Consider the following 21,744-nt stretch of genomic DNA (forward strand, 5'->3'; position numbering starts at 1 on the left):
GTAATTCTGTTAAACGCAGCACGATTGTGAGCGCTCTGGTCGCTCGCCCATGGCGTTAAGTTGTTGAGTATTGATCGCCAGAAAATCAGCACTGTGTGCCAGTGTTTCTTTCAGTACCGATTGGCACCAAGCGGGTAGCTCTGCACTTAGGCTGTAAAACACCCATTGCCCCTGGCGGCGATCCTTTAACAGCCCGCATTTTCTAAGTTGCGCTAAATGACGGGAGATTTTCGGCTGGCTTTCACCAACGGCTTCCATCAGCTCGCAGACACACAGTTCCTGCTCTTGAGTGATCAGCAAGAGGCATCGCAAACGGGTTTCGTCTGCAAGGCATTTGTAAAACTGTACCGGTGACATGGGTGAAGCAGCCTCCTAGATCGTCAGTCGACCCGCTTTTCAAAGCTAACCTTTAGCAATGACAAATCCGTGTCAAATATATGAAAAAAAGAATATACGAATAATCGTATATTTATTTAAGGCTTGTCAACTCAGCTTTCTGAGGAGAGGTGTTCGGCTAAAAAGTCGAGAAACACGCGAATTTTGGGGGCTAAATGCTCTTTATGGGTAAACAGTGCGTACACCGGTGTTTCTCGGGAGGTAAACGGCAATGCCTCCAATGCGCCGGATGTAAGCTCAGATTGGACAAACCATTTAGGCACGAATATCACGCCAAGCCCAGAGAGCGCAGCCTCTTTCAAGAAGGCCAAGCTGTTGGCTCGTAGGTTGCCGCTAACCGGCACTCGCGTTTCAACCCCACCAATACTTAGATGCCACTCCAGTTGATGAGAGTGCGGCCTAAAGGATAAGCAGTTGTGTTGGCTAAGTTGGTCTGGCGCGGTTGGTTTGGAGTGTTTTGCAAAGTAGTTGGGGCTTGCGCATACAACCGATGGGCTACTCATCAGTTTGCGGGCAATAATATTGGAGTCGGTTAGGCTGCCAACGCGTATGGCGATATCGATGGCGTGTTCGATAAGGTCAACATTGTGGCTGTCCATACTCAGGTGCAGCTTTATCTTAGGGTAGAGATTAAAAAAAGCAGGCAACAAGGGTTGGATAAAGGTCTGGGCAAAGTCTTTCTCCAGTGCCACATGCAATATGCCGCTTGGCTCATCACTTAACTGCTTTACCGCGACTAAGGCCGCTTCGGATTCGGCCTGAATTCTTTGACTGTATTGATAATAGATCGTCCCAGCTTCGGTCAGGCTTTGCTTTCGAGTGGTGCGATGAAAGAGGCGTACATCCAACTCTGACTCTAATTGGGATATCTGTTTCGATACAGCGGAAGGGGATAGGTCAAAAAAGCGGGCGGCGTTTGAAAAACTACCCGTCTCAACCACTTTGTTAAATAAGGTCAGGTTTGGAATGGATTTCATTTGTGATGTTTTGGCATAAGTGCTGTGAAAGTAGTCCTATTTTTTACTTTAAATCATGAGTGGATACTAGCCCCATCACTCATACAGAGATTTAAAGGAGAACATCATGTCTAAAGTGATTTTGATTACAGGCTCATCTTCCGGGTTCGGTTTACTGACGGTTAACGCCTTGCTTGCCAAGGGGCATAAGGTTTATGCAACGATGCGAAACACCCAATCCAAAAACAAAGCCATTGCAGAGCAACTCACTCACCAGGGCGCGCATGTGTTGGATCTCGATGTAACAGATGATGAGTCGGTAAGCTTCGCGATTAACCAGCTACTGACACGCGAATCGCGAATTGATGTGCTGATCAACAATGCAGGGCTTGCAGCGGCGGGCATCAGTGAAAGCTTTTCGATAGAGCAGGTACAAAGAATGTTTGACGTTAACGTGCATGGTGTTCTTCGAATGATCAATGCAACACTGCCTACGTTTCGTGCCCAAAAGGAAGGGTTGATCATCAACATCGGCTCGATTTTAGGCCGAGTGACGTTTCCTTTCTTTGGTTTATACGGCGCCTCTAAGCAAGCGATCGAAGCGATCTCAGATAGCTTTTACTATGAGCTCTCCCAGTTAGGGGTGGAGATTGCCTTGGTACAGCCAAGTGCTTTCCCAACGAATATGTACTCGAATGCTCTGGTTGGGGAGCACTCGGAACTAAACGCATCTTACGGACATGTGTCGGCCATTCCGGTTGCCATTAACGAAACCATTGTGGGGCTGTTTAACAGCGAATCGGCACCTAACCCGCAATCCGTTGCCGATACAATCACAGCCTTAATCGATCAACCTCAAGGACAGCGCCCGCGTCGTACCGTAGTGGGTCTTGGGTTTGGCGCGGATGATGCGAACGAGCAAATTAAACCGATCCAAGATGGGTTGATCCACTCGCTGGAACTGGATCAGCTAAACACCGTTAAAACGGTTTAACTGATCAGGTATCGGTTTGATACTTAAATAACTTTTCATCGGGTTCGTGCCGGAACGCTGTTAGGATGATCTTTTATATTCACCAGGATCATCTTCGGTGCACGAACTCAAAACCCTCTTGCTGTTTTCCCTCACCGCATTAGCGGAAATTATAGGTTGTTATTTACCGTATCTTTGGCTACGAGAAGGGAAGTCCATCTAGCTTTTGGTACCGGTCGCGTTCAGTTTGGCGCTTTTTGCTTGGTTGCTCACGTTTCATCCCACAGCATCCGATCGTGTTTACGCCGCTTATGGTGGTGTTTACATCGGTATGGCCGTTATTTGGCTTTGGAGTGTCGAAGGTATCCAGCCCACTCGTTGGGACCTAATCGGCTCTGGTGTCGCGCTTTTGGGAATGATGATCATCATGTTTGGGTCCAGAGGTGGGTAGTCTTAAGTCTGTTTCAGTTTATGGAACAAAATGTCCCTGAAACAACAGCAGGCGTTGGACGTCTGATGTGTGATAATGAGAATGATTCGTGATAAAGGATCGCCATTGTTCACGATATAGAGGAAACAGATATGACCCTTAAGAAAGCCATCGCCGCAGGTGTGATGCTTGTTGCCAGCCAAATGGCAGGCGCTGCTGAATATTCCAAAGTGGTTAGTTACGACTTCGGCAGTTTAGGAAAGCTGCGAATAAGTCCTCCACTCGACAACCACGAATAATTAAATCCTTTACTTTCAATAAGATATTTTGGCCGAATGCTTAAGGAAATGACTTATTCGCAGCTTCCCTAGGTGTGAAGGTCAGTTTAGAGGATAAGCTCTGAAGCCCTTTGTCTTCGTAACCGTTTAAGATCTTATCTTCGTTACGGTTGTATTGACGGCCATAAAGCTGAAGGCCGAGCTTATCTTTGATCAAGGGACCTGCTAGGTTGAAGGAGGTTTGGTTTGAGTCGCCTGAGTCATCGTTTTCTTGGAAAGTCACTTCCTGCTGTAAGCTGCCGTGCCATTCTGGCTGATTTTTTTGGTGATTACGTTAATCACACCACCAATGGCATCTGAGTCATATAATGTTGTCGTTAGCATAAAATTTCAACCAGTGGCTTTTTCACTCAGCGAAAGAAGCACTGTTTTACCCATTCGATATATGTAATAGCCCGACTCAAATACAGCTGTCACTATGTCTTGTCTATAGCGTTTATACTTCTTATACTTGTACGACATGGTTTTAACTGGTAAGGCAGTTGTGATGTTTCGGTCGATTTTTCCCCCATATAGAACTCTCGAAATTGCGACTTTTGTGGTTTTTTCAAGTTTTGCGTGTCAAAGCGATGCGGCGAACCCATTAAGCGTCAAGAACTCCTTGCAGTCGACAGAGCGCATGTCGCAAGAGAGCGCTTATTCAGCGACTTCCGGGAATGGTTGTCTGTTTCGTTTGCCTAGCGCAGACGGTCACGATATGAATGCGGTCTTAGCGCAAGCGGTCGAGCTAGCGAACGCAAAAACTGTTCCTTCGACCAAGGCCTTCATGGTTGATGTGTCACGCGAGTTAATCAGGCTAGGCGCGGCTGGGGCCGATTGCGCTACCGTGTCGCTTCGTTGGGATCAGCAAGATCCAGTTCTGCGGGCGATTGAAGGGTCCGGTGTGATTCTGACGCAGCGCGACATTGATGCATACGAAACGCTCGTCAGAATGGGGCGACCCTATTGGACCGATGTCCCTGCGGACACCCCCAAGCTGCAACTCCTAAACGCCTGGGACGCCAATGCGCAAGTTGGGTATGAACTCGATAATGTTTTTCTCAGCCGGATGAACGCTTGGACGGCTGGTGTCCGTTCCGCATGGGACGAGCTGTCGGACGAGGAGCGTCGCGAGGTGTCGAGAGTGGTTTTGGATGATGCGCTTCCCTCGGACACAGTGTTAAACAAGGTGCTGGGCCATCCGTACCTCGTGGACTGGGTGGGGGGAAATGCGTTGGACTTCGGTGAGGAAAAACTGAAGGACTATCCGGATTTGTTGGCAGCGGGTGTCGCTGGCCTTCTCGGCGGCCAGGCCTACCGGGAGCGCGCCGAAGCAATTGGAGCAGCGATTAGCACTGGCGGCTACATCGCGACTTCGCCCGCCATGATGGAATCACTTTTTATGCTTATGGACATGAATGCGGATTAGTGGGCCGTAGCGATCGATCAAACGTATCTAACAACGACAGAAGGTCGACATTGGGCCACGAACCACTTCGATACGTTCAATTGCATCTAACGGTGGGAACCAATCGGTCTCGTAGCCAGCGTTCCCGTTCGGGCGGCTTTCACGTGAGCCTACACGCTTATCATCAATCATCAAAAGAGTGTAGTTGGCTGGCATGCCACGCAAGCTGATGTCCACACCGTTATCGCCGGCGCCTCCGCCTGTGATGATCAAACCTGGGACATCACGCAGAGCATCCGTTAAATCGGTGTAGGAACCTTTTTCCAGCTGCTCGCTGTCAATAACACTGATCGACGCGGGGGCGCTTACGGCTTCTTGCTCATAACCAGACGCAGTGACCACAACAGGTGAAAGATTAATGTTGTCTTCCTCTGCTGCGTTCGCGATTGCTGAGTAACCAGTGATATGGCTTAATTCCGACCGAGGCCGGGTACCTGTTTTATAGGTACGCTTTAGACATTGTCAAAATGATGGATAACGGTAAGGCCGAACTGGATGAATTACACGATGAGGTCTCCGGCGAGTTATCGCTTTCGTGTCACGATGCGTTGATCCGATCCTGGTTTGCACCTTTGGTAAGTCGGTTTATTGAGGCGCATCCAGAGCTTCGTGTGAATCTGCGCTCTCAGCTGATTAATACGGATCAGATCGAGCTAGATGGCTTAAGCATTTGGGTAGGCCAAGAGCCTCAAACTATGATGCGCTCTGAATGTATCGGGACTCTGGAGCAAAAGTTGTATGCGCATCCGGATTACCTAGACCGCTATGGCAGACCGTCTAAACCCACAGATTTAGCCAGTCATAAATGGATTGATGTAACACAAACGGGCATCGACTCATTGACCTTTAGCCATCCGCTACACGGTGAGTAATCGGTAACCTTACCTAGCTCTCGTTTGATGGTAGATCGACTTGTGTTGCAAGGTGATGCGATCAGCCGAGGGGCTGGATTGGGCCTATTACCAACTTGGATTGCCGGTGCGCGGTTACGTCATCACCCCGATATTTATGAGATCTGTCTGCCGGAGTGGAAGGGGCCTGAGCTGGGTGTGTATATGGTTTATCCGCATGGCCAACAGTCGAGAAAGATGCGCCGCTTTATTCGCTACATTCGTGAGCCCATCCCGATGGAGTGGGTAGAGGCGTATGCGCCGTCACAACATGTGGCTTAGCAATTTTAGGATGTACTGTTCAGTTTTCCTGCACAAAAATGCGGTTTTTTCTCCCGCAACCTGTGTAAAGTATGTAAAAAAGTGTAAATAAACTTCCATCGTCCTCTGTAATCAAAAAGACTATTCATAGATTATATTTTATAGCGGAGAGCGGCTGTATGAAGGAGTTATTTTGCCTGTGAACGACTACACATTTTGTGTTGGGCACCGTCTTTACCCAAAAAAACGATGGGATAAACGGTTTCTATCCCTCGCTGTTACCTCGCTTATTTTAGCGGGGTGTGCGGCACCTTCTAAAATGACCATGCAAGCAGATGATTTCGCACCCAAACAATGGGTTTCACAACCGGAATCACTGCCTGAACAACAAGCCACTCCGCTTGAAAACTGGCTGGATCAATTAGAATCACCCGCCTTAAAGACGCTGATCGAGGAAGGGGTTAAGCACAGCCCCATGTTAAAAGCGGCTAAAGCGGAACTGGATCAATCCTACTACTCGTTAATTGGCGCACGGGCCGACCGCTTTCCGCTTGTGTCTTTATCGCTCAGTGGAGACCGTCCTGAATCATCGGATTCATCCGTGAGTTTAAGCACCAGCATTAGTTGGAATCCTGATATTTGGGGTGCTTTGAGTGCTGCCCAAAAGAAGGCTCAACTGGATTACGCCTCTGCAGAGGCGACTTATCGTTATGAGCGTTTAACACTGATCCAATCCATCGCAAATGCTTGGTTTGATCTTTCTGAAGCTCAAATGCTGCTGGACCTTTATCAAAAACAAGCATCCAATCTAGAGAGTGATCTTAAAACCATCGAAGAGGGTTATCGCTTAGGCTTGTACGAAGCGCTGGATCTGTATCTGGCCAAAAACGATGTGAATGCTCAGTTAGCGCAGGTTAAACAGTCCGAGCAATCTGTCTTAGAAGCCAAGCGTGAGCTTGAGCAACTCGTCGGCCGATACCCTGAAGGAGCGCTAGCGGGTGGAAGTGATCTGCCAGTCTTGCCTGCGCTTTCTATCAATACTCTGCCTGCTCAAGTGATCAGTGAGCGTCCAGACTTGAACGCCGCTTGGCTAAATGTATTAGCGGCCGACCAATCGTTGGCAGTGGCTTATCGAAACCGTTTTCCCAGCTTTCAATTAACCGGCCGATACGGCGGCAGTAGTGATTCGTTATCCAACGTTGTCGATTCGGGCGTGATGGCCTGGACGTTAGGCGCAAGCCTTGCCTATACGGTATTTGATGCGGGTAGCTTAAAAGCCCAGCAACAAAGCACTGAGTCCAACCTTGTCGCGCTTGAAAATATCTATCTCAACGATGTGTTTGGTGCCTTTAAAGAGGTCGAAAATGCATTGTCAGCCCAAGAGACTCTGAATCATCAATACGCTTTGTACGAGGCGGCCAAAGAGAACGCTCTTCAAGCGGAAGATCTCTCTTTTGAACAGTATCAGCGTGGCTTGGAAGAGTACACGACGGTACTAGAAGCACAGCGTCGCTCGATCAGCTCGCAAACAAATCTGATCAGCGTGAAAAAATCGCTTTTACAAAATCGGATCAACTTAGCCGTTGCCCTTGGTGCTACGCCAGAGCTGTTCGAAGAAGCGTATCCCGATATGAATTCATCCACCGTTGAAACCTCTCTACAAGAAGGAACCGAGCAACCATGATCAAACGCTTTTTGCCTTGGATTATTTTGATTGCGTTTGCCTTGGGCGCTTGGCTAATCCTGAAAAACCCACCGAGTGTTCAGCGCGGCGCACCGAGTGTCGATAATTCGATCTCAGTTGAAACGCAGGTACTTAATCCACAATCCTATCAAGTGATGATTGATAGTTACGGTAAAGTCAGCCCACGCATCGAAAGTGATTTAATCTCTCAGGTTTCCGGCACGGTGACCAAAGTAAGCCCCGATTTTCGAGCGGGTGGCTTTTTCGAAAAAGGGGATGAACTGCTGCGTCTGGATGACCGCGACTACCAAGCTGAATTGGCCGCGGCGCAATCTGAGTTGATGGCCGCACGACAAACCCTGAGCGAGGAGCAATCACGCTCGGATCAAGCCAAAGCAGACTGGAAGCGCTTGGGCAATGGCAATAAGGTGCCAGAACTCGTTGCTCGTTTACCCCAGTTAAATGCGGCCAAAGCCGCTGAATCGGCAGCGAAAGCGAATGTTGAGCAGGCCAAGCTGAATGTCGAGCGCACTCGAATCCGTGCGCCGTTTGCTGGACGCGTTCTGAGTAAATCAGTCGATATCGGTCAAGTTGTTTCCAGTGGTAATACGATGGCGACTGTTTTTGCGATCGACTATTTAGAGGTGCGCTTGCCGATCCAATCGAGAGATCTGCCCTTTATCGATCTACCTGAATACTATCGCCATGACGAGAACACCCTCAAAGACACACCCAAGGTGATGTTTGTATCTGACTTGATTGGCCGCGAAGAGTGGCAGGGCGAATTGCTCCAAACCGAAGGGGCCATCGATGACGAAAGCCGTCAGCTGTATGTCTTATCGAAGATCAATGACCCTTACGGTGATGCGGCCAAGGGTAAAGCGCCCTTAAAAATCGGCCAGTACGTGACCGCTAAAATAGAGGGTAAAACGCTCGAGAATGTGATCGTTATCCCCAACAGCGTGATCTACCAGAGTAGCTACGTTTACGCTTTGGAAGATGGCGCGCTATCGCGTAAAGAGATCAGCATCGCTTGGCAAAATGATGACGAGGCGGTGATCAGTGAGGGGCTAGCCGAAGGCGATGAGCTGGTTACCACCGTTCTAGGCCAAGTCACCTCCGGAACGCCGGCTAAACGAAAAGGCGATGAGCCAGCTCAACAAGAGGCCACGATGAAACTCGGCGAGCGTCAAACACAAGGAGCGGCGCAATGATCGCTTGGTTTGCGCGCAACCATGTGGCGGCCAACTTGTTGATGGCCACCATTGTCTTTCTGGGCTACATATCCCTAACCACCAAAATCCCATTGGAGATCTTCCCAAGTTTTGAAACGGATACGATCTCTGTACAAGTCAGTTTAAGTGGCGCAACCCCAGAGGATGCGGAGCTGAGCCTTGCCACACGGGTTGAGGATGCCATTTCCGACCTTGAAGGGATTAACGAGATCGTAAGTCGCTCAGTAGAGGGCGGTACCACGGTCAGCATTGAAGTGGATCAAGATTACGACCCTCGAGAGATCCTGGCGGACATTAAATCCCGAGTAGATGCGATCAACAGCTTCCCCGATGAGGCAGATCGTCCGGTCGTCTCCTTAGCCACTCGTACTCGCGATGTGATCAGCGTGGCTATTTCCGGTGATGTTACCGAACAGGATCTTAGAAACTACGCCGAAAAAGTGCGAAATGACTTGCTGCGTATACCGGGTGTGACCCAAATTGAGCTCGATGGGATTCGAGATTACGAAATTTCCATAGAGATTGCGCAAGATAAATTGCGTGAGTACGGCTTAACACTTAACGATATCGCAGAGCGTATCGGGAATAGCTCGTTGGATCTTTCGGCCGGTACCATCGACAGCGAAGGGGGCGACATTCTGATCCGCTCCAAAGGGCAGGCGTACAATCGCGAAGAGTTTGAGCAGATTGTGATCAAGGCCAATACCGATGGTAGCATCGTTCGACTTCGCGATATCGCAAGCGTTAATGATGGCTTTGAAGAGAGCGATCGTCGAACCCGATTTAACGGTGAATTGGCTGCAATGGTTGAGGTCTATCGTGTCGGGCGTCAGAGTGCGATCGAGGTGGCCGACAAGGTTAAAAACTACGTTCAAGAGCAGCAGGTCAGCTTACCGCGTGGTGTTCACCTTGCGTATTGGGACGATGATTCCGAGGTCGTAAAAAGCCGTTTAGAGACGCTGATCTCCAATGCCGTACAAGGCGGTATCTTAGTCCTATTAATGCTGACGCTGTTTTTGCGACCGTCCATCGCGTTTTGGGTGTTTTTGGGCATCCCGGTCAGCTTCATGGGCGCGTTTTGGGTCATGCCATTTTTCGATGTGACGTTAAATGTTATTTCTCTGTTTGGCTTTATTTTGGTTCTGGGTTTGGTTGTGGATGACGCCATCGTAACGGGCGAGAACGTCTACACCCATCTTCGAACCTCCGACTCGGGGCTTCAGGCGGCGATTAAGGGCACACAAGAGGTTTCGGTACCGGTGACTTTCGGTATCTTAACGACGATTGCGGCCTTCTTACCGATCGCTTTTATTGAAGGCGCGCGTGGTCCGCTGTTTTCACAATTGCCTTTTATTGTGATCCCCGTGCTGCTGTTTTCTTTAATCGAGTCTAAGTTCGTTTTACCTGCGCACTTAAAGCACATTCGTTTGCGCCGTGCGACCGAACAAAGCGGTTGGTTTACCCGATTCCAAGAGCGTTTTGCCGATGGTTTCGAGCAATCCATCATTCGTTATTACCGCCCGTTACTGAGCTTGGCATTAAAGCATCGATTGACCACCTTGTTCCTCTTTGTCGGTATTTTTGCGATCACCGTGGCGTTGATTTACAGCGGTTGGACACGCTTTGTGTTCTTCCCTCGTATTCAGAGTGACACGGCCCGTGCAACACTGACCATGCCCGCCGGTACCCCTTTTGAGGTAACGGACACACTGGTGCTTAACATGGTGAAAGAAGCCCGCATCATTCAGGAAAAGTATCGTGATGAAGATGGCGATAGCGTTATCATGAATATCTTCTCGACCAGTGATGCAGAAGAGGGGCAGGTACGTTTTGAGCTGGTGCCAGCCGAGCGCCGTGATATCTCATTAAGTACGTCTAGAATTGTCAATGAATGGCGCGATGCAATTGGGGATGTCGCGGGTTCTGAATCGTTAGTGTACCGCGCGGAAATCGGTCGAGGTGGCGACCCTGTGGATATTCGGATCAGCTCTGATACCACGGCCGACCTTGAAGCTATGGCCGAGAAGGTAAAAACTTACTTGGCTGGGTTCCCGACGCTGTTTGATATCGCTGATAACCTATCCGATGGTAAGGAAGAGCTACGTGTCGAGTTAAAGCCCCAAGCGTATGCGCTTGGCTTAACCCGCAGTGATGTGATCCGTCAGGTGCGTCAAAACTTCTTTGGTATCGAAGTGCAGCGTGTGCAACGTGGGCGTAACGAAGTCAGTGTTATGGTGCGTCTGCCAGAAGATGAGCGTATCTCCATTGATAACCTGCGCAGTATTTTGATCACAACCGATACTGGCCAAGTACCGCTGGATGAAGTCGCCAGCTTAACGCCTGCACAAGGGGCATCTGCGATCTACCGTATTGATCAGATGCGTACCGTCAGTGTCACGTCTGACATGGATAAGGTAAACACCAATTCGACGGTGCTCAACCGAAACCTACAGGAGTTTTTGGACCAATTGATGCTCCAATACCCAGGGGCGAATTACACCCTAGAAGGTGAAGCGCGCGAGCAACAAGAATCTTTCGATTCGTTAAAGCTCGGCTTGGCGTTTACCTTCTTTGCCATTTACGGTCTGTTGGCCATTCCGTTTCGATCTTACTCTCAGCCATTGATTGTGATGTCGGTCATTCCGTTTGGCGCGGTTGGGGCCTTGGCTGGGCACTGGTTGATGGGGATGGACCTCACCATCATGAGCTTATTAGGTTTATTGGCTTTAATTGGGGTCATCGTGAACGACTCGCTGGTATTGGTTGAGTACTGCAACCGAAAACAGCAAGCGATCACGATTGATCAAGACCGGCACGCCATGGTGATGGAAGCGGTGGAACAAGCAGGTGTAGCCCGTTTTAGGCCGGTACTGCTTACATCAATGACGACTTTCTTAGGCTTGATGCCATTGCTGTTCGAAAAAGCCGTCCAAGCGCAGTTTTTGATCCCCATGGCGGTATCACTGGGTTTTGGTATCTTGTTTGGTACGGTGATTACACTCCTGATGGTGCCTGTAAACATCATGCTGCTAGAAGATATTAAACGCTTCTTTAAGCGAATAGCCTAATCAATAGTCATTCCGAAGGCGGCCTCTGACCGCCTTTTAAACAAAGAGTACGGTTTATCCATTGAACTCATAAACCGTATCTTGTTCATAATCGTAATGGCTGTGATATCTCAACTCACTGAAGAGGAACTGCGCAATGGATAAGTCTTCGGCTACGCCACCTAATGATCAAGCATCAAAGGGTATTTACATCCCGCAAGTCGCGTTCGATTGGTACGATGAATACGCACATGGCGATATCGATCGTCGTACTTTTTTAAAGCGTTTAGGCTCTTTGGGTGTTGCAGGTTTGACCTTTGCGACCATGACAGCAGCGCTTACACCGGATTACGCCAAGGCTGAGCAAGTCTCGTTTAACGACCCCGATATCAAAGCGCAGTTTGTTGAGTTTGATTCGCCCAATGGTTATGGAAAAGGGCGGGGCTACTTGGTGGTTCCAACGGGAGTGACCGAGGACAACCCAGCACCTACAGTACTGGTTGCACACGAAAACCGTGGATTAAACCCTTACATTCAAGATGTAGCGCGCCGTTTAGCAAAAGCCGGTTTCGTCGCCTTTGCGCCTGACGCACTCTACCCTTTAGGTGGCTATCCCGGGAATGACGATGAAGGCCGCGCGTTACAAAAAAGTTTGGATCGCGCCAAGATAGAACAAGACTTTCTTGCCGCCGCGTTAATGCTCAAAGAACACCCGCTCTCTACAGGCAAGCTCGGCATGGTCGGGTTCTGTTTTGGTGGCTACCTAACCAATCAGATGGCGGCATTACTGCCAGGGTTACTGGATGCGGGCGTGCCTTTTTATGGAACCCCACCAACGGCCGAAATTTCAGCCATTACAACCCCCTTGATGATTCAATTCGCAAGTTTGGATGATCGAGTTAACGCCACATGGCCAGAATACGAAGCGGCTCTAAAAAAAGCAGAAGTGCCTTACACCGCTTATATGTATGAAGGGGTAAACCACGGTTTTCATAACGATTCGACCGCACGTTACGATCAAGCCAGTGCCGAACTGGCTTGGGAGCGCACGATCGCGTTTTTCAAAGAGCACCTAATGAGCTGAGGGTGTTTTGTATGCCCTTAGGAAGGTTTCAATGGCGATACTGATCCATTGATCTTTCTGAATTTCAGAGGGGCGCATGTCGGGGTGGGTTAAACACTCCATCTGCGCCTCGCTGCGGATCAAGCTTAAAAATACCTGCGCGGCGCGCTCGGCACCGATCTTCACAATGTCTATTTCACCGCGATGGGCGGCATTTTCCATAATGCGAGTAACGACTTGTCGCACAATCATTGGCCCTGATTGGAAAAAGTGATGTGCGATATCCGGAAAGCGGGGTGCATCGGCGATCACTACGCGATACAGGCCCATGGTTTCTGGAGTTAGGGAAGCTGCGAATAAATCCTCCAATCGACAACCACGAATAATTAAATCCTTTACTTTTAATAAGATATTTTGGCCGAATGCTTACGGAAATGACTTATTCGCAGCTTCCCTAGTACACAGATGGTTTTGTGCATTGGGGTGGCGAAACTCACCTAGCTGTAAAAACTGGACCACTTGATCCAGCACGTCCTCGTTCCTCATCATAAAGGTATGCGTGGTTGGCAGTGTTAAAAATGAGCACATCCCGGGCAACTTTGCGCTTTCGACCGAGACTTTTCCATCATCAGGGTTGGGTAAATAGGTCGAGAGAATAGGGTTAAAAGTGCTTGTTCCAGCAATGATGCCCGTCTCAGGGAGTGGAATGGTTTTATGCGACAGGTAGGTGGGGATGCTCGACTCATCCGTTCCTAGCTGCATACCGGCGGGACCATTCAATAACTCAAAACCGGGCGTATTTTTAAGATGATCCACCACCTCGCTTCCGTGATTAGGTGGCCCAAGCATAACAACGCGTTTTAAGGGGGATGCCTCTTGCTCGCTCAGGTAATAGCGGATCAAAATGCCGCCCAGCGAATGAGTCACGGCAAATATCTGATCGGCCCCTTTGGCTTGGCACTCTTCAAGTCCTTTGCTGACGGCACGCTCAGCTAACACATCAATGGTGTGTTCTCGTGAAGGGTAATCGACATTAGCCACTTGATAACCCGCGGATGCTAGATGCTCGGCCATGGGCTCCATCGCGTCGGCCGTCCTTGCAAGGCCGTGCAGTAAAACAACGCAATCGGTGGCGTTAGCCCAGCTAGAGATGAGACTTAAAGGAAGACTTAACAGTAGGGCAGAAGACACGCTCATTAGGCGTTTGATGCTAAAACGTTTGATAGGCTGATCCATTGCGCTGATTCAAAGTGAGACAATAAAGTATTGTCATCAAATACGGGCCTAAAATCAAAAAAACGAAGAAGAAATAAAGAGAGAAAAAAACTCAAGAGTCGCTAACATCAATGGCTGGCTACAAATACAAAGTTACAGTTGAAAAAGTTGAAGATCGTCACGGCAACGAAGTCGAGGGCGAGCAAATCTCCTTTCATTGTGAAAATCACGACGACATCCTCGCCATTGTCGAGCGTTTAAATGGGCATCCCTCACTCAGTTTTGAAGGGGATGAGCGGGTGGTGTTTGCCGTTGGTTTAAAACTGTTTGGCGAAACCTTGCTAAAACACCGTTCGGCCCCGGTATTTGAACCACTTAAAGATCATTTCAAGCCGTTTATGATGGGCCTAAAAGGCGGGCTCAAGATCAGTCGTTACGAGCCCTAACCCAAACGTTAAGCGCAGTTTGCCTTGGCTTGAAAAGGATTTGTGTCATCGTCTATGTCGCAATGGGCCCAATCCATGATGGATTCTAAAAACTCTTCCATCTGCTCAAGCTCATGTTCATTGAACACAGGGATGCCGTTGCGTTGCAGCTCGGCAGCGGCAACGCCGCTTTCTGGGACAAGCTTGCCTGTGAAGCTGCCATCATAAGACTCACGGTTACCGCAGGAGGGGCTTCGGCTTTTTAAAAGGGCGCAGCAAGCCCCAATGGATTTGGCCTTTTCCAAAGCCAGTTCGGCACCGTGAAGAAACTCGGGTGTTACATCGTCTCCACGGTCGGTGTGAATAAGAATAGGGTGACGAGACACGATTTCAGCAGGTGGGCGAGGTGTTGATAAACCACCAGCCACTTCAGGACAAAAAGGAATCAGTCGCTCTTCGTTTTTTAATTGTTGAATCAGTGGATGTTCCACTAGGCTGTTGCGTCCGTCATAACGAACGTTGAAGCCCAGAAGGCAGGAACTGACAAGTACTTTTGGCATGAAATGACACTCTGTTACGCGATTACCGGCCGCAGTTTATACAGTTGGATTATGATGATTCTATGACACTGCAACAGAAACTTGATCAGAATCAGGTTAAATCCGATTTTGTGTTGGGTCAGTAAACGTTTGTTATTTTTATTGTACGTCGTAACGCTGATTCAAGATCAGCGAAGAGGAAAGCATACCATGAACCACAATTTTTCAGACAAATTGTGGCACATTTGAGACTAATGGATAAGTTAGCTGGCGAGTTGAATGCTGTCGTCGCCTTCCAGCATCCAAGAGTAACGGACAAGGTCCGGCAAGCTGTTGGCTTTCATTTTGCTCATCACGCGCGAGCGATGCACTTCAACGGTTTTTGGGCTGATGCCCAGTTGTTCTGCAATTTCGCGGTTAGCAAAACCTTCGACGACCAAGGTCATGACTTGACGCTCGCGTCGGCTCAAGGCTTTGTAGTTATCGCGAACGTGAATCCCTTTTTGATATTGGGCAAAGCGTTCGGTACCCACTTGCAAACCGTATTTAGCGGCTGTTAGTAGTGCGTGTTCATCAGAGGGTTTTACCAAGTAATCAACCGCACCTTGGCGCATCGACAAAACCACATCGTTGATCTCGGCTGTTGTGCTCAGCATGATAACCGGAAGAGGGAGGCCCTGATTCGAGAAGTGCTCCAAGCAGGATGTCCCACTGACGCTGACTTGTTGGCTATCCAGCATTAAGCAGCCCATCTCTCCATCATAGTTTTGGAGAAAGGTGTGATAGTCCGAAAAGTATTCCGCAGGAAACTGGTGCTTCTCTAACAGCCACTGTACCGATAAACCGAAGTCAGGATCACTGTCAACGATGTAAACCCGGCCTGTTGCGTTGTAACTCATTAATTACCTCTAACGACATCAATGCTACTGCACAATTGCTAAACCGTTGGCTGTCCGTTTTGCCGATGTGTAAGTGTGCTGCGATCACATCCATAAACACACGCGATAAGTAATAGAGAACGCTCTGTTTTAACCCAAGAGTCAGGTTTATACCAAGCAGTTGTTCATCTAGGCCGTATAAGTTACCAGTTTAGCTAACATGTTGTCATCTAAAAGAGACACTTCGGTTAAGGAACGATTCACCTTGTTACCGTTTAAATACAATAAAGATGCATATTCTTGACCCTAATCTCACCCAAGGTCACCGATGTGTCTATCTAATGACAAAAACGTACATTTATTAAACCGCTAATAGTAGTGATTCTTATCCCTATTGGTAATCAGGGCATCTGCTTATCTTGTAACATTTTCTGACACAACTCGTTGAATTCAGTCACAGTTAAGGCTAGTGTGAAACGGGTAAATTGTTTAAAATACGATCCGGTTTAATTAATCCACTACACAGCAACTTGGACGCGTCTCGTAGGTAAGCAGTCATGGATGATGCCTCTAACGACTTTAACAACCAAATACTGACCTCACTTTGGGATGCCAAAGGGTCTTTGGTTAGCGCCAATTCTGTTTTTAAACGCTTTTATCACTCTCACGACCTTACCTTCGCCGACCTCTTTAAGCCAGGTGTCTCTCAATCCTTATTGAAAAAAGCGATTACCGAACGCGAATTCGAGATGGATCTTACCTGCCCGTCACCCATCGGCGATCAGCGCATGTATTGCCAATTTAGGATGAATCAATCCTCGGACGGTTTACGCATCTCGGTCAGGCAAAATGTATTGGAAGTTTCCGATACCGATACCGATAGCACAACACCGTCGTTTGATAACGTCAGCGATTGGCAGGCTCGGCAAAGCTTGATGCGTCAAGAGATACGAAACGCCCTTGGGAAAGGTCAGTTCGACCTTCGTCATCGCTATATTCGCGGTTTATCCGAGAACTGGCCCAAAGGGATCGAGATGAGCATGGTTTGGCATCACCCAAGCTTGGGTGAAGTCACGATGGATGAGTACATGGGCCTTGCTGAGGAGCTCGGTATATCAGAGCTGTTGGCCGTATTCGCGTTGGAGCAAGCGTGTTCTACGCTGACGATGTTTGATCGATCCAACCCTATTGATTCGGCCATCGTGCATCTAACGGCACACCAGTTATTATCATCCAGCTTCCTGCCTTCGCTGGAGTCGGTACTTAAGCGTAAAAAGATCAATCCTAACCGCTTGATCATCTTCATATCCGAACGTGAACTGCTTATGCAGCGCCTTACCTTGGACCATACTTTGATGGAGTTGCGCTTCATGGGCGTAAGGTTGTGTACTCAGTGCTCGCTCAAATCTTTATACCGCTTTGCTGATGACCCGGCGTTACCGATTTCGCACATTAAACTGCTGATAGGCTCCTTGATTGATCAAGAAGGGGCGGAGCTCAAACTCATGAAGATGATTAGCCGCTCTGTCACGGCGATGAATAAAAGTGGGGTGCAGTTGATCGTTGCCGATGTGCAGGACCCAGATTACCTCGCGCTCTTTTCAGAGCTGGGTGTGGGGTTGTACCAAACCAAATTTCTGTACTGATTCATCGTTTCTACTCACACGGTTTTAACCCGTATGGCGGGATGGTCAGGCAAGCAGATGACTGCTTACCTGTAGCGGTATTTACTCGCTTGCGGTGTCTTCTGTCGGTTTGCGGTCAACCATCAAGGTCGCATAGCCAGTCGCAACCACTTTCTCGCCCACCGTTACATCGGTTTTTAGCTTCACACGGCGGCGGCGCTCGTCAATTTCAGAGACGGTCAGTGTGGCTTTTGCGGTATCGCCAATGTAAACCGGTGCTTTAAATTTGATCTCTTGATCCACGTAGATCGCACCAGGGCCTGGTAGGCGAGTACCCGCCACAGTCGAAATCAGCGCAGCGCTGAACATCCCATGGACAATCCGGTCTTTAAACATGGTGGTAGCAGCGTATTCGGCGTTTACGTGGATGGGGTTGTTATCGCCCGAAATTCCGGCAAAGGTATAAACATCGGATTCAGAAATCGTTTTGGCATAGGATGCGCTCATCCCGATTTCGAGATCTTCCAGATAGTATCCGTGAAGTTCCTGCATGGTTAGCCTCATGTGTTCAGTAAGTATTGGCGTAGTGTATCGAAACCTGCGTTTGATTTCCTGTTTAATCAGCAAGGTTTACGCCGTTCATGGCCGCACAAAACTGTTAAAAAACCGTTAAATCAGGTAATGTACGCGCTGATTTTAGAAAGGAACTGGATGAGACATGATCATTACTCCAAAAATTCGTGGTTTTATCTGTACAACAACCCACCCAGTGGGCTGTGAGAACAATGTAAAAGAGCAGATTGAATACGTAAAAAGCAAAGGCAAAGTAGAAAATGGGCCTAAGCGTGTATTGGTGGTTGGTTCGTCCAGCGGCTACGGTTTGTCATCCCGTATTGCTGCGGCATTCGGTTCCGATGCGGCAACCATCGGCGTGTTTTTCGAAAAACCAGGTACCGAGAAAAAAACCGGTACGGCGGGTTGGTACAACGCTGCGGCATTCGACAAGTTAGCAAAAGAGGCTGGCTTGTATGCAAAAAGCATCAACGGCGATGCCTTCTCTCACGAAGCGAAGCAAAAAGCGATTGAGCTGATCAAAGAAGACCTCGGCCAGATCGATCTGGTGGTCTACTCCTTGGCCTCTCCTATTCGTAAAATGCCAGATACGGGCGAAGTCGTGCGTTCTGCGCTTAAGCCTATTGGTGAGCCATACCGTTCAACGGCGATCGATACCAATAAAGATGTGATCATCGAAGCTGAAGTTGAACCGGCTACCCAAGAAGAGATCGACAACACTGTTACCGTTATGGGCGGCGAAGATTGGGAACTGTGGCTAAATGCTTTGAATGAGTCGGGTGTCTTGGCAGAAGGCTGTAAGACCGTTGCCTACAGCTACATCGGTACAGAAATCACATGGCCGATCTACTGGCACGGTGCACTGGGTAAAGCCAAGCAGGATTTAGACCGCGCCGCTACAGAGCTTAACAACACCTTGTTCCAAAAGGGCGGTCAAGCCAACGTGGCTGTGCTTAAATCCGTTGTGACGCAAGCAAGCTCGGCTATCCCTGTCATGCCTTTGTACTTGTCCATGGTCTTCAAAGTCATGAAAGAGCAAGGTTTGCATGAGGGCTGCATGGAACAGGTGGATCGCTTATTCCGCACAGGTCTTTACGGCACAACCGGTCAAATCGACGAAGGTAACCGCTTCCGTATGGATGATTGGGAACTGCGCGATGATATCCAAGATGCGTGTAAGGCGATGTGGCCAGAGATCACAACAGAAAATCTGTTCGAAAAAACCGACTACGCTTACTACAAGACTGAGTTCTTGAAATTGTTCGGTTTTGGTGTTGATGGCGTCGATTACGATGCGGATGTTAGTCCTCTGGTTGAGTTCGATGTTGTCGAACTGAACTAAGCAGGCATGCCGAACAAGAGCCCGGCTAGATGTCGGGCTTTTTTGTAACTGAAGGTATTTCTGACTTTTTTACTCGGAATACCTGTTCCCAAAGACGGCTTTTTGGGAAAATAGATCAAATAGTAACCAATCTGGTGTATCACCCAACATGATCAAAACGGCTCCCGATCTTTTTTCATATAAACGCTATTGGGCGGAATGCTATGGAAATGCTCCGTTCTTACCCACATCGCGCGAAGAGATGGATGCTCTTGGTTGGGATTCTTGCGACATCATCATCGTTACGGGTGATGCGTATGTAGACCACCCAAGTTTTGGCATGGCTGTGATTGGTCGTGTGCTGGAAGCGCAGGGCTTCCGCGTTGGCATCATCGACCAACCCGATTGGCGTTCAACCGAACCGTTCAAAGAGCTGGGTCGTCCTAATCTGTTTTTCGGCGTCACCGCCGGTAACATGGATTCGATGATCAACCGCTACACGGCGGATCTTCGTGTACGTCACGATGATGCTTATACGCCCGATGGCGCGGAAGGTAAACGCCCAGACCGTGCGGTCATTGTTTACTCCCAGCGTATCCGTGAAGCGTTTAAAGATGTGCCTTTGGTGGTGGGCGGTATTGAAGCTAGCTTACGACGCATTGCGCAGTACGATTACTGGAGCAACAAAGTACGCCGCTCTGTTTTGATCGACTCTGGCGCTGACATTTTGCTCTACGGTAATGCGGAACGTGCCATTGTTGAAGTGGCCCATCGTTTAGCCGACGGCCAAAGCATCGAACAGATGATGGATATCCGCGGTACGGCGGTTATTCGCGAATACTTGCCTGAAAACTACACCGAGATTGACTCCACGCGCGTTGATTGGCCGGGTAATATCGACAAGTTTCAAAACCCGTACGAATACATCAAAGAGCCGAGCAAGTGCGCTTCCGAGAAAGGCAAGGACAAAGACGAAGTACAACCGCTTCGTATCATCCCTGAGCCATTGAAAGGTAAGCAGCGTCTGGATAAAGAAAACACCTACATTCGCTTACCTGCGTTTGAAAAGGTGGCTAAAGACCCTGTGTTGTATGCACACGCATCCCGAGTGTTGCACTTGGAATCGAATCCACACAACGCCAAAGCCTTATTACAAAAGGACGGTAACAAGCAGATCTGGATTAACCCACCGCCGATTCCTTTGGAAACCCCAGAAATGGATGCGGTGTTTGGTTTAACCTATCAGCGTATTCCGCACCCTAAATACGGTGAGCGTAAAATTCCGGCCTACGACATGATCCGTTTCTCGGTCAACATCATGCGTGGCTGTTTTGGTGGCTGTACCTTCTGTTCGATCACTGAACACGAAGGGCGTATTATTCAAAGCCGCTCGCAGGATTCGGTGATCAAAGAGATCGAAGAGATCCGCGATAAAGTCCCTGGCTTTACCGGTACCATCTCGGATTTGGGCGGGCCGACCTCTAACATGTACCACCTCAACTGTAACGACCCGGACATCCAAGCGTCGTGCCGTAAGTTGTCGTGCGTGTACCCTGTGATCTGTAAAAACCTGAAAACCGACCACAGTGAAACCACCCAGCTTTACCGTAAAGCCCGTAAGCTCGAAGGCGTTAAAACCGTTGCGATCGCATCCGGGCTTCGTTATGACTTAGCGGTAGAAGACCCAGAGTACGTTAAAGAGCTGGTGACCCACCACGTAGGTGGTTACCTGAAGATTGCCCCAGAGCACAGCGAAGAGGGCACGCTTAATAAGATGATGAAGCCTGGTATGGGCACATACGATAACTTTAAGCGCATGTTCGATAAGTTCTCTAAGGAAGCAGGTAAGAAGCAATACCTGATTCCGTATTTCATTGCCGCACACCCAGGCTGTGAAGATGAGGATATGCTGAACCTTGGTTTGTGGTTAAAAGAGCACAAATTCCGTGTGGATCAGGTTCAAACTTTCTACCCATCACCGATGGCACTGGCAACGGCGATGTATCACTCGGGTCGTAACCCGCTCAAGAAAGTGAACTACAAGAGTGAAAAGCTCTACATCCCGCGTGAGTTGGAGCAACGTCGTACCCAGAAAGCGTTTTTGCGTTACCACGATGAAAGCAACTGGCCGCGTTTGCGTCAACAGCTTAAAGACATGGGGCGTGAAGATCTGATCGGGGATGGCACTGGTTGCCTTGTACCGGCGGAAGAGGTCGAGACGCGTAAGTCTGGCGCTCGCCCGCAAGCTAAATCCAGCACGCAAAAGCCAAGTAATACAGCAGCCGCGTCGAAAGGTGGCAAAAAGCCAGTCGCCGCGACCGCTAAGGTGGACCTTTCTAAGCGTCCTACCGCGCTGGCCCGCCAAAAGGCGGCATCCAAAGCGGCTAAGAAGAAGGGTAAAACCTCCAGCGTTAAAAAAGCGCAACGCTAAAACGAACATAGCCCCAG

At 49.0% G+C, this 21,744-nt stretch carries 19 protein-coding genes and 3 pseudogenes; 13 read left to right on the top strand and 9 right to left on the bottom strand.

Annotation, left to right across the window (positions count from 1 at the left end; genetic code table 11):
- Positions 1-9: 9 nt before the first annotated feature.
- Both ACXAF9_RS06985 and ACXAF9_RS06990 read right to left on the bottom strand, forming a co-directional pair.
- The gene (locus ACXAF9_RS06985) at positions 10-357 is read right to left on the bottom strand and encodes a metalloregulator ArsR/SmtB family transcription factor (RefSeq protein WP_475072166.1); all 348 of its coding nucleotides are present in this window, start codon (positions 355-357) and stop codon (positions 10-12) included.
- Between the two features lie 131 nt (positions 358-488).
- A complete protein-coding gene (locus ACXAF9_RS06990) occupies positions 489-1,373 on the bottom strand; it encodes a LysR family transcriptional regulator (protein ID WP_475072169.1) in 885 nt (294 codons plus the stop codon).
- 106 nt (positions 1,374-1,479) lie between these two features.
- Here ACXAF9_RS06990 and ACXAF9_RS06995 point away from each other — a divergent pair, with 106 nt between their 5' ends.
- The 3 genes and pseudogenes from ACXAF9_RS06995 to ACXAF9_RS07005 all read left to right on the top strand — a co-directional run bounded on the left by ACXAF9_RS06995 (position 1,480) and on the right by ACXAF9_RS07005 (position 3,054).
- Entirely contained in the window at positions 1,480-2,346 is an 867-nt protein-coding gene (locus ACXAF9_RS06995; protein ID WP_475072172.1) for an SDR family oxidoreductase, read from the top strand.
- A gap of 97 nt (positions 2,347-2,443) precedes the next feature.
- Positions 2,444-2,776, top strand: a pseudogene (locus ACXAF9_RS07000) (YnfA family protein).
- A 131-nt stretch (positions 2,777-2,907) separates the two neighbouring features.
- Positions 2,908-3,054, top strand: a complete 147-nt coding sequence (locus ACXAF9_RS07005) for a hypothetical protein (protein ID WP_475072174.1) — start codon at positions 2,908-2,910, stop codon at positions 3,052-3,054.
- A 40-nt stretch (positions 3,055-3,094) separates the two neighbouring features.
- Here the strand turns inward: ACXAF9_RS07005 and ACXAF9_RS07010 are convergent, their stop codons facing one another.
- A complete protein-coding gene (locus ACXAF9_RS07010) occupies positions 3,095-3,316 on the bottom strand; it encodes a hypothetical protein (RefSeq protein ID WP_475072176.1) in 222 nt (73 codons plus the stop codon).
- Positions 3,317-3,790: 474 nt separating this feature from the next.
- On the opposite strand from ACXAF9_RS07010, the gene ACXAF9_RS07015 reads away from it, so the two are divergent.
- The gene (locus tag ACXAF9_RS07015) at positions 3,791-4,501 is read left to right on the top strand and encodes a hypothetical protein (protein WP_475072178.1); all 711 of its coding nucleotides are present in this window, start codon (positions 3,791-3,793) and stop codon (positions 4,499-4,501) included.
- A 42-nt stretch (positions 4,502-4,543) separates the two neighbouring features.
- On the opposite strand, the pseudogene ACXAF9_RS07020 reads toward ACXAF9_RS07015, so the two are convergent.
- A pseudogene (locus ACXAF9_RS07020) lies at positions 4,544-4,945 on the bottom strand (TonB-dependent receptor plug domain-containing protein); the annotation flags it as partial.
- A gap of 65 nt (positions 4,946-5,010) precedes the next feature.
- Here ACXAF9_RS07020 and ACXAF9_RS07025 point away from each other — a divergent pair.
- The 5 genes and pseudogenes from ACXAF9_RS07025 to ACXAF9_RS07045 all read left to right on the top strand — a co-directional run bounded on the left by ACXAF9_RS07025 (position 5,011) and on the right by ACXAF9_RS07045 (position 12,741).
- Positions 5,011-5,712, top strand: a pseudogene (locus ACXAF9_RS07025) (LysR substrate-binding domain-containing protein).
- Positions 5,713-5,890: 178 nt separating this feature from the next.
- Entirely contained in the window at positions 5,891-7,375 is a 1,485-nt protein-coding gene (locus tag ACXAF9_RS07030; protein ID WP_475072181.1) for a TolC family protein, read from the top strand.
- A complete protein-coding gene (locus tag ACXAF9_RS07035; protein ID WP_475072183.1) occupies positions 7,372-8,589 on the top strand; it encodes an efflux RND transporter periplasmic adaptor subunit in 1,218 nt (405 codons plus the stop codon). The genes ACXAF9_RS07030 and ACXAF9_RS07035 overlap by 4 nt, the downstream gene beginning before the upstream one ends.
- Positions 8,586-11,678, top strand: coding sequence for an efflux RND transporter permease subunit (locus ACXAF9_RS07040; protein ID WP_475072186.1), 3,093 nt, complete (start codon positions 8,586-8,588; stop codon positions 11,676-11,678). Before ACXAF9_RS07035 ends, ACXAF9_RS07040 begins: the two co-directional genes overlap by 4 nt.
- Positions 11,679-11,814: 136 nt before the next feature.
- Entirely contained in the window at positions 11,815-12,741 is a 927-nt protein-coding gene (locus tag ACXAF9_RS07045) for a dienelactone hydrolase family protein (protein WP_475072189.1), read from the top strand.
- Here ACXAF9_RS07045 and ACXAF9_RS07050 read toward each other — a convergent pair.
- Positions 12,730-13,089, bottom strand: coding sequence for a TetR/AcrR family transcriptional regulator C-terminal domain-containing protein (locus ACXAF9_RS07050; RefSeq protein ID WP_475072193.1), 360 nt, complete (start codon positions 13,087-13,089; stop codon positions 12,730-12,732). The genes ACXAF9_RS07045 and ACXAF9_RS07050 overlap by 12 nt on opposite strands.
- A 57-nt stretch (positions 13,090-13,146) precedes the next feature.
- On the bottom strand, positions 13,147-13,956 hold the full coding sequence (locus ACXAF9_RS07055; protein WP_475072195.1) for an alpha/beta fold hydrolase: 810 nt from the start codon (positions 13,954-13,956) through the stop codon (positions 13,147-13,149).
- A 110-nt stretch (positions 13,957-14,066) separates the two neighbouring features.
- On the opposite strand from ACXAF9_RS07055, the gene ACXAF9_RS07060 reads away from it, so the two are divergent.
- On the top strand, positions 14,067-14,381 hold the full coding sequence (locus tag ACXAF9_RS07060) for a DUF3861 domain-containing protein (RefSeq protein WP_475072197.1): 315 nt from the start codon (positions 14,067-14,069) through the stop codon (positions 14,379-14,381).
- Between the two features lie 8 nt (positions 14,382-14,389).
- Here ACXAF9_RS07060 and ACXAF9_RS07065 read toward each other — a convergent pair whose 3' ends face one another.
- On the bottom strand, positions 14,390-14,920 hold the full coding sequence (locus ACXAF9_RS07065) for a 2-thiouracil desulfurase family protein (protein ID WP_475072199.1): 531 nt from the start codon (positions 14,918-14,920) through the stop codon (positions 14,390-14,392).
- Positions 14,921-15,162: 242 nt separating this feature from the next.
- Positions 15,163-15,798 carry a response regulator transcription factor gene (locus ACXAF9_RS07070; protein WP_475072202.1) on the bottom strand — a complete coding sequence of 212 codons (636 nt, stop codon included), beginning with the start codon at positions 15,796-15,798 and terminating at the stop codon, positions 15,163-15,165.
- Positions 15,799-16,334: 536 nt separating this feature from the next.
- Here ACXAF9_RS07070 and ACXAF9_RS07075 point away from each other — a divergent pair.
- Positions 16,335-17,423 carry an EAL domain-containing protein gene (locus ACXAF9_RS07075; RefSeq protein ID WP_475072205.1) on the top strand — a complete coding sequence of 363 codons (1,089 nt, stop codon included), beginning with the start codon at positions 16,335-16,337 and terminating at the stop codon, positions 17,421-17,423.
- Positions 17,424-17,504: 81 nt separating this feature from the next.
- Here the strand turns inward: ACXAF9_RS07075 and ACXAF9_RS07080 are convergent, their stop codons facing one another.
- Positions 17,505-17,954 (bottom strand): MaoC family dehydratase, encoded by a 450-nt coding sequence (locus ACXAF9_RS07080; RefSeq protein WP_475072207.1) that lies wholly within the window; start codon positions 17,952-17,954, stop codon positions 17,505-17,507.
- Between the two features lie 166 nt (positions 17,955-18,120).
- Here ACXAF9_RS07080 and fabV point away from each other — a divergent pair, with 166 nt between their 5' ends.
- Together fabV and ACXAF9_RS07090 are read left to right on the top strand one after the other, a co-directional pair.
- On the top strand, positions 18,121-19,317 hold the full coding sequence (fabV, locus tag ACXAF9_RS07085) for an enoyl-ACP reductase FabV (protein ID WP_475072210.1): 1,197 nt from the start codon (positions 18,121-18,123) through the stop codon (positions 19,315-19,317).
- Positions 19,318-19,465: 148 nt separating this feature from the next.
- The gene (locus ACXAF9_RS07090; protein ID WP_475072212.1) at positions 19,466-21,727 is read left to right on the top strand and encodes a YgiQ family radical SAM protein; all 2,262 of its coding nucleotides are present in this window, start codon (positions 19,466-19,468) and stop codon (positions 21,725-21,727) included.
- Positions 21,728-21,744: the final 17 nt, after the last annotated feature.

It is taken from the genome of Neptunomonas sp. ABH4_499 (assembly GCF_056160565.1).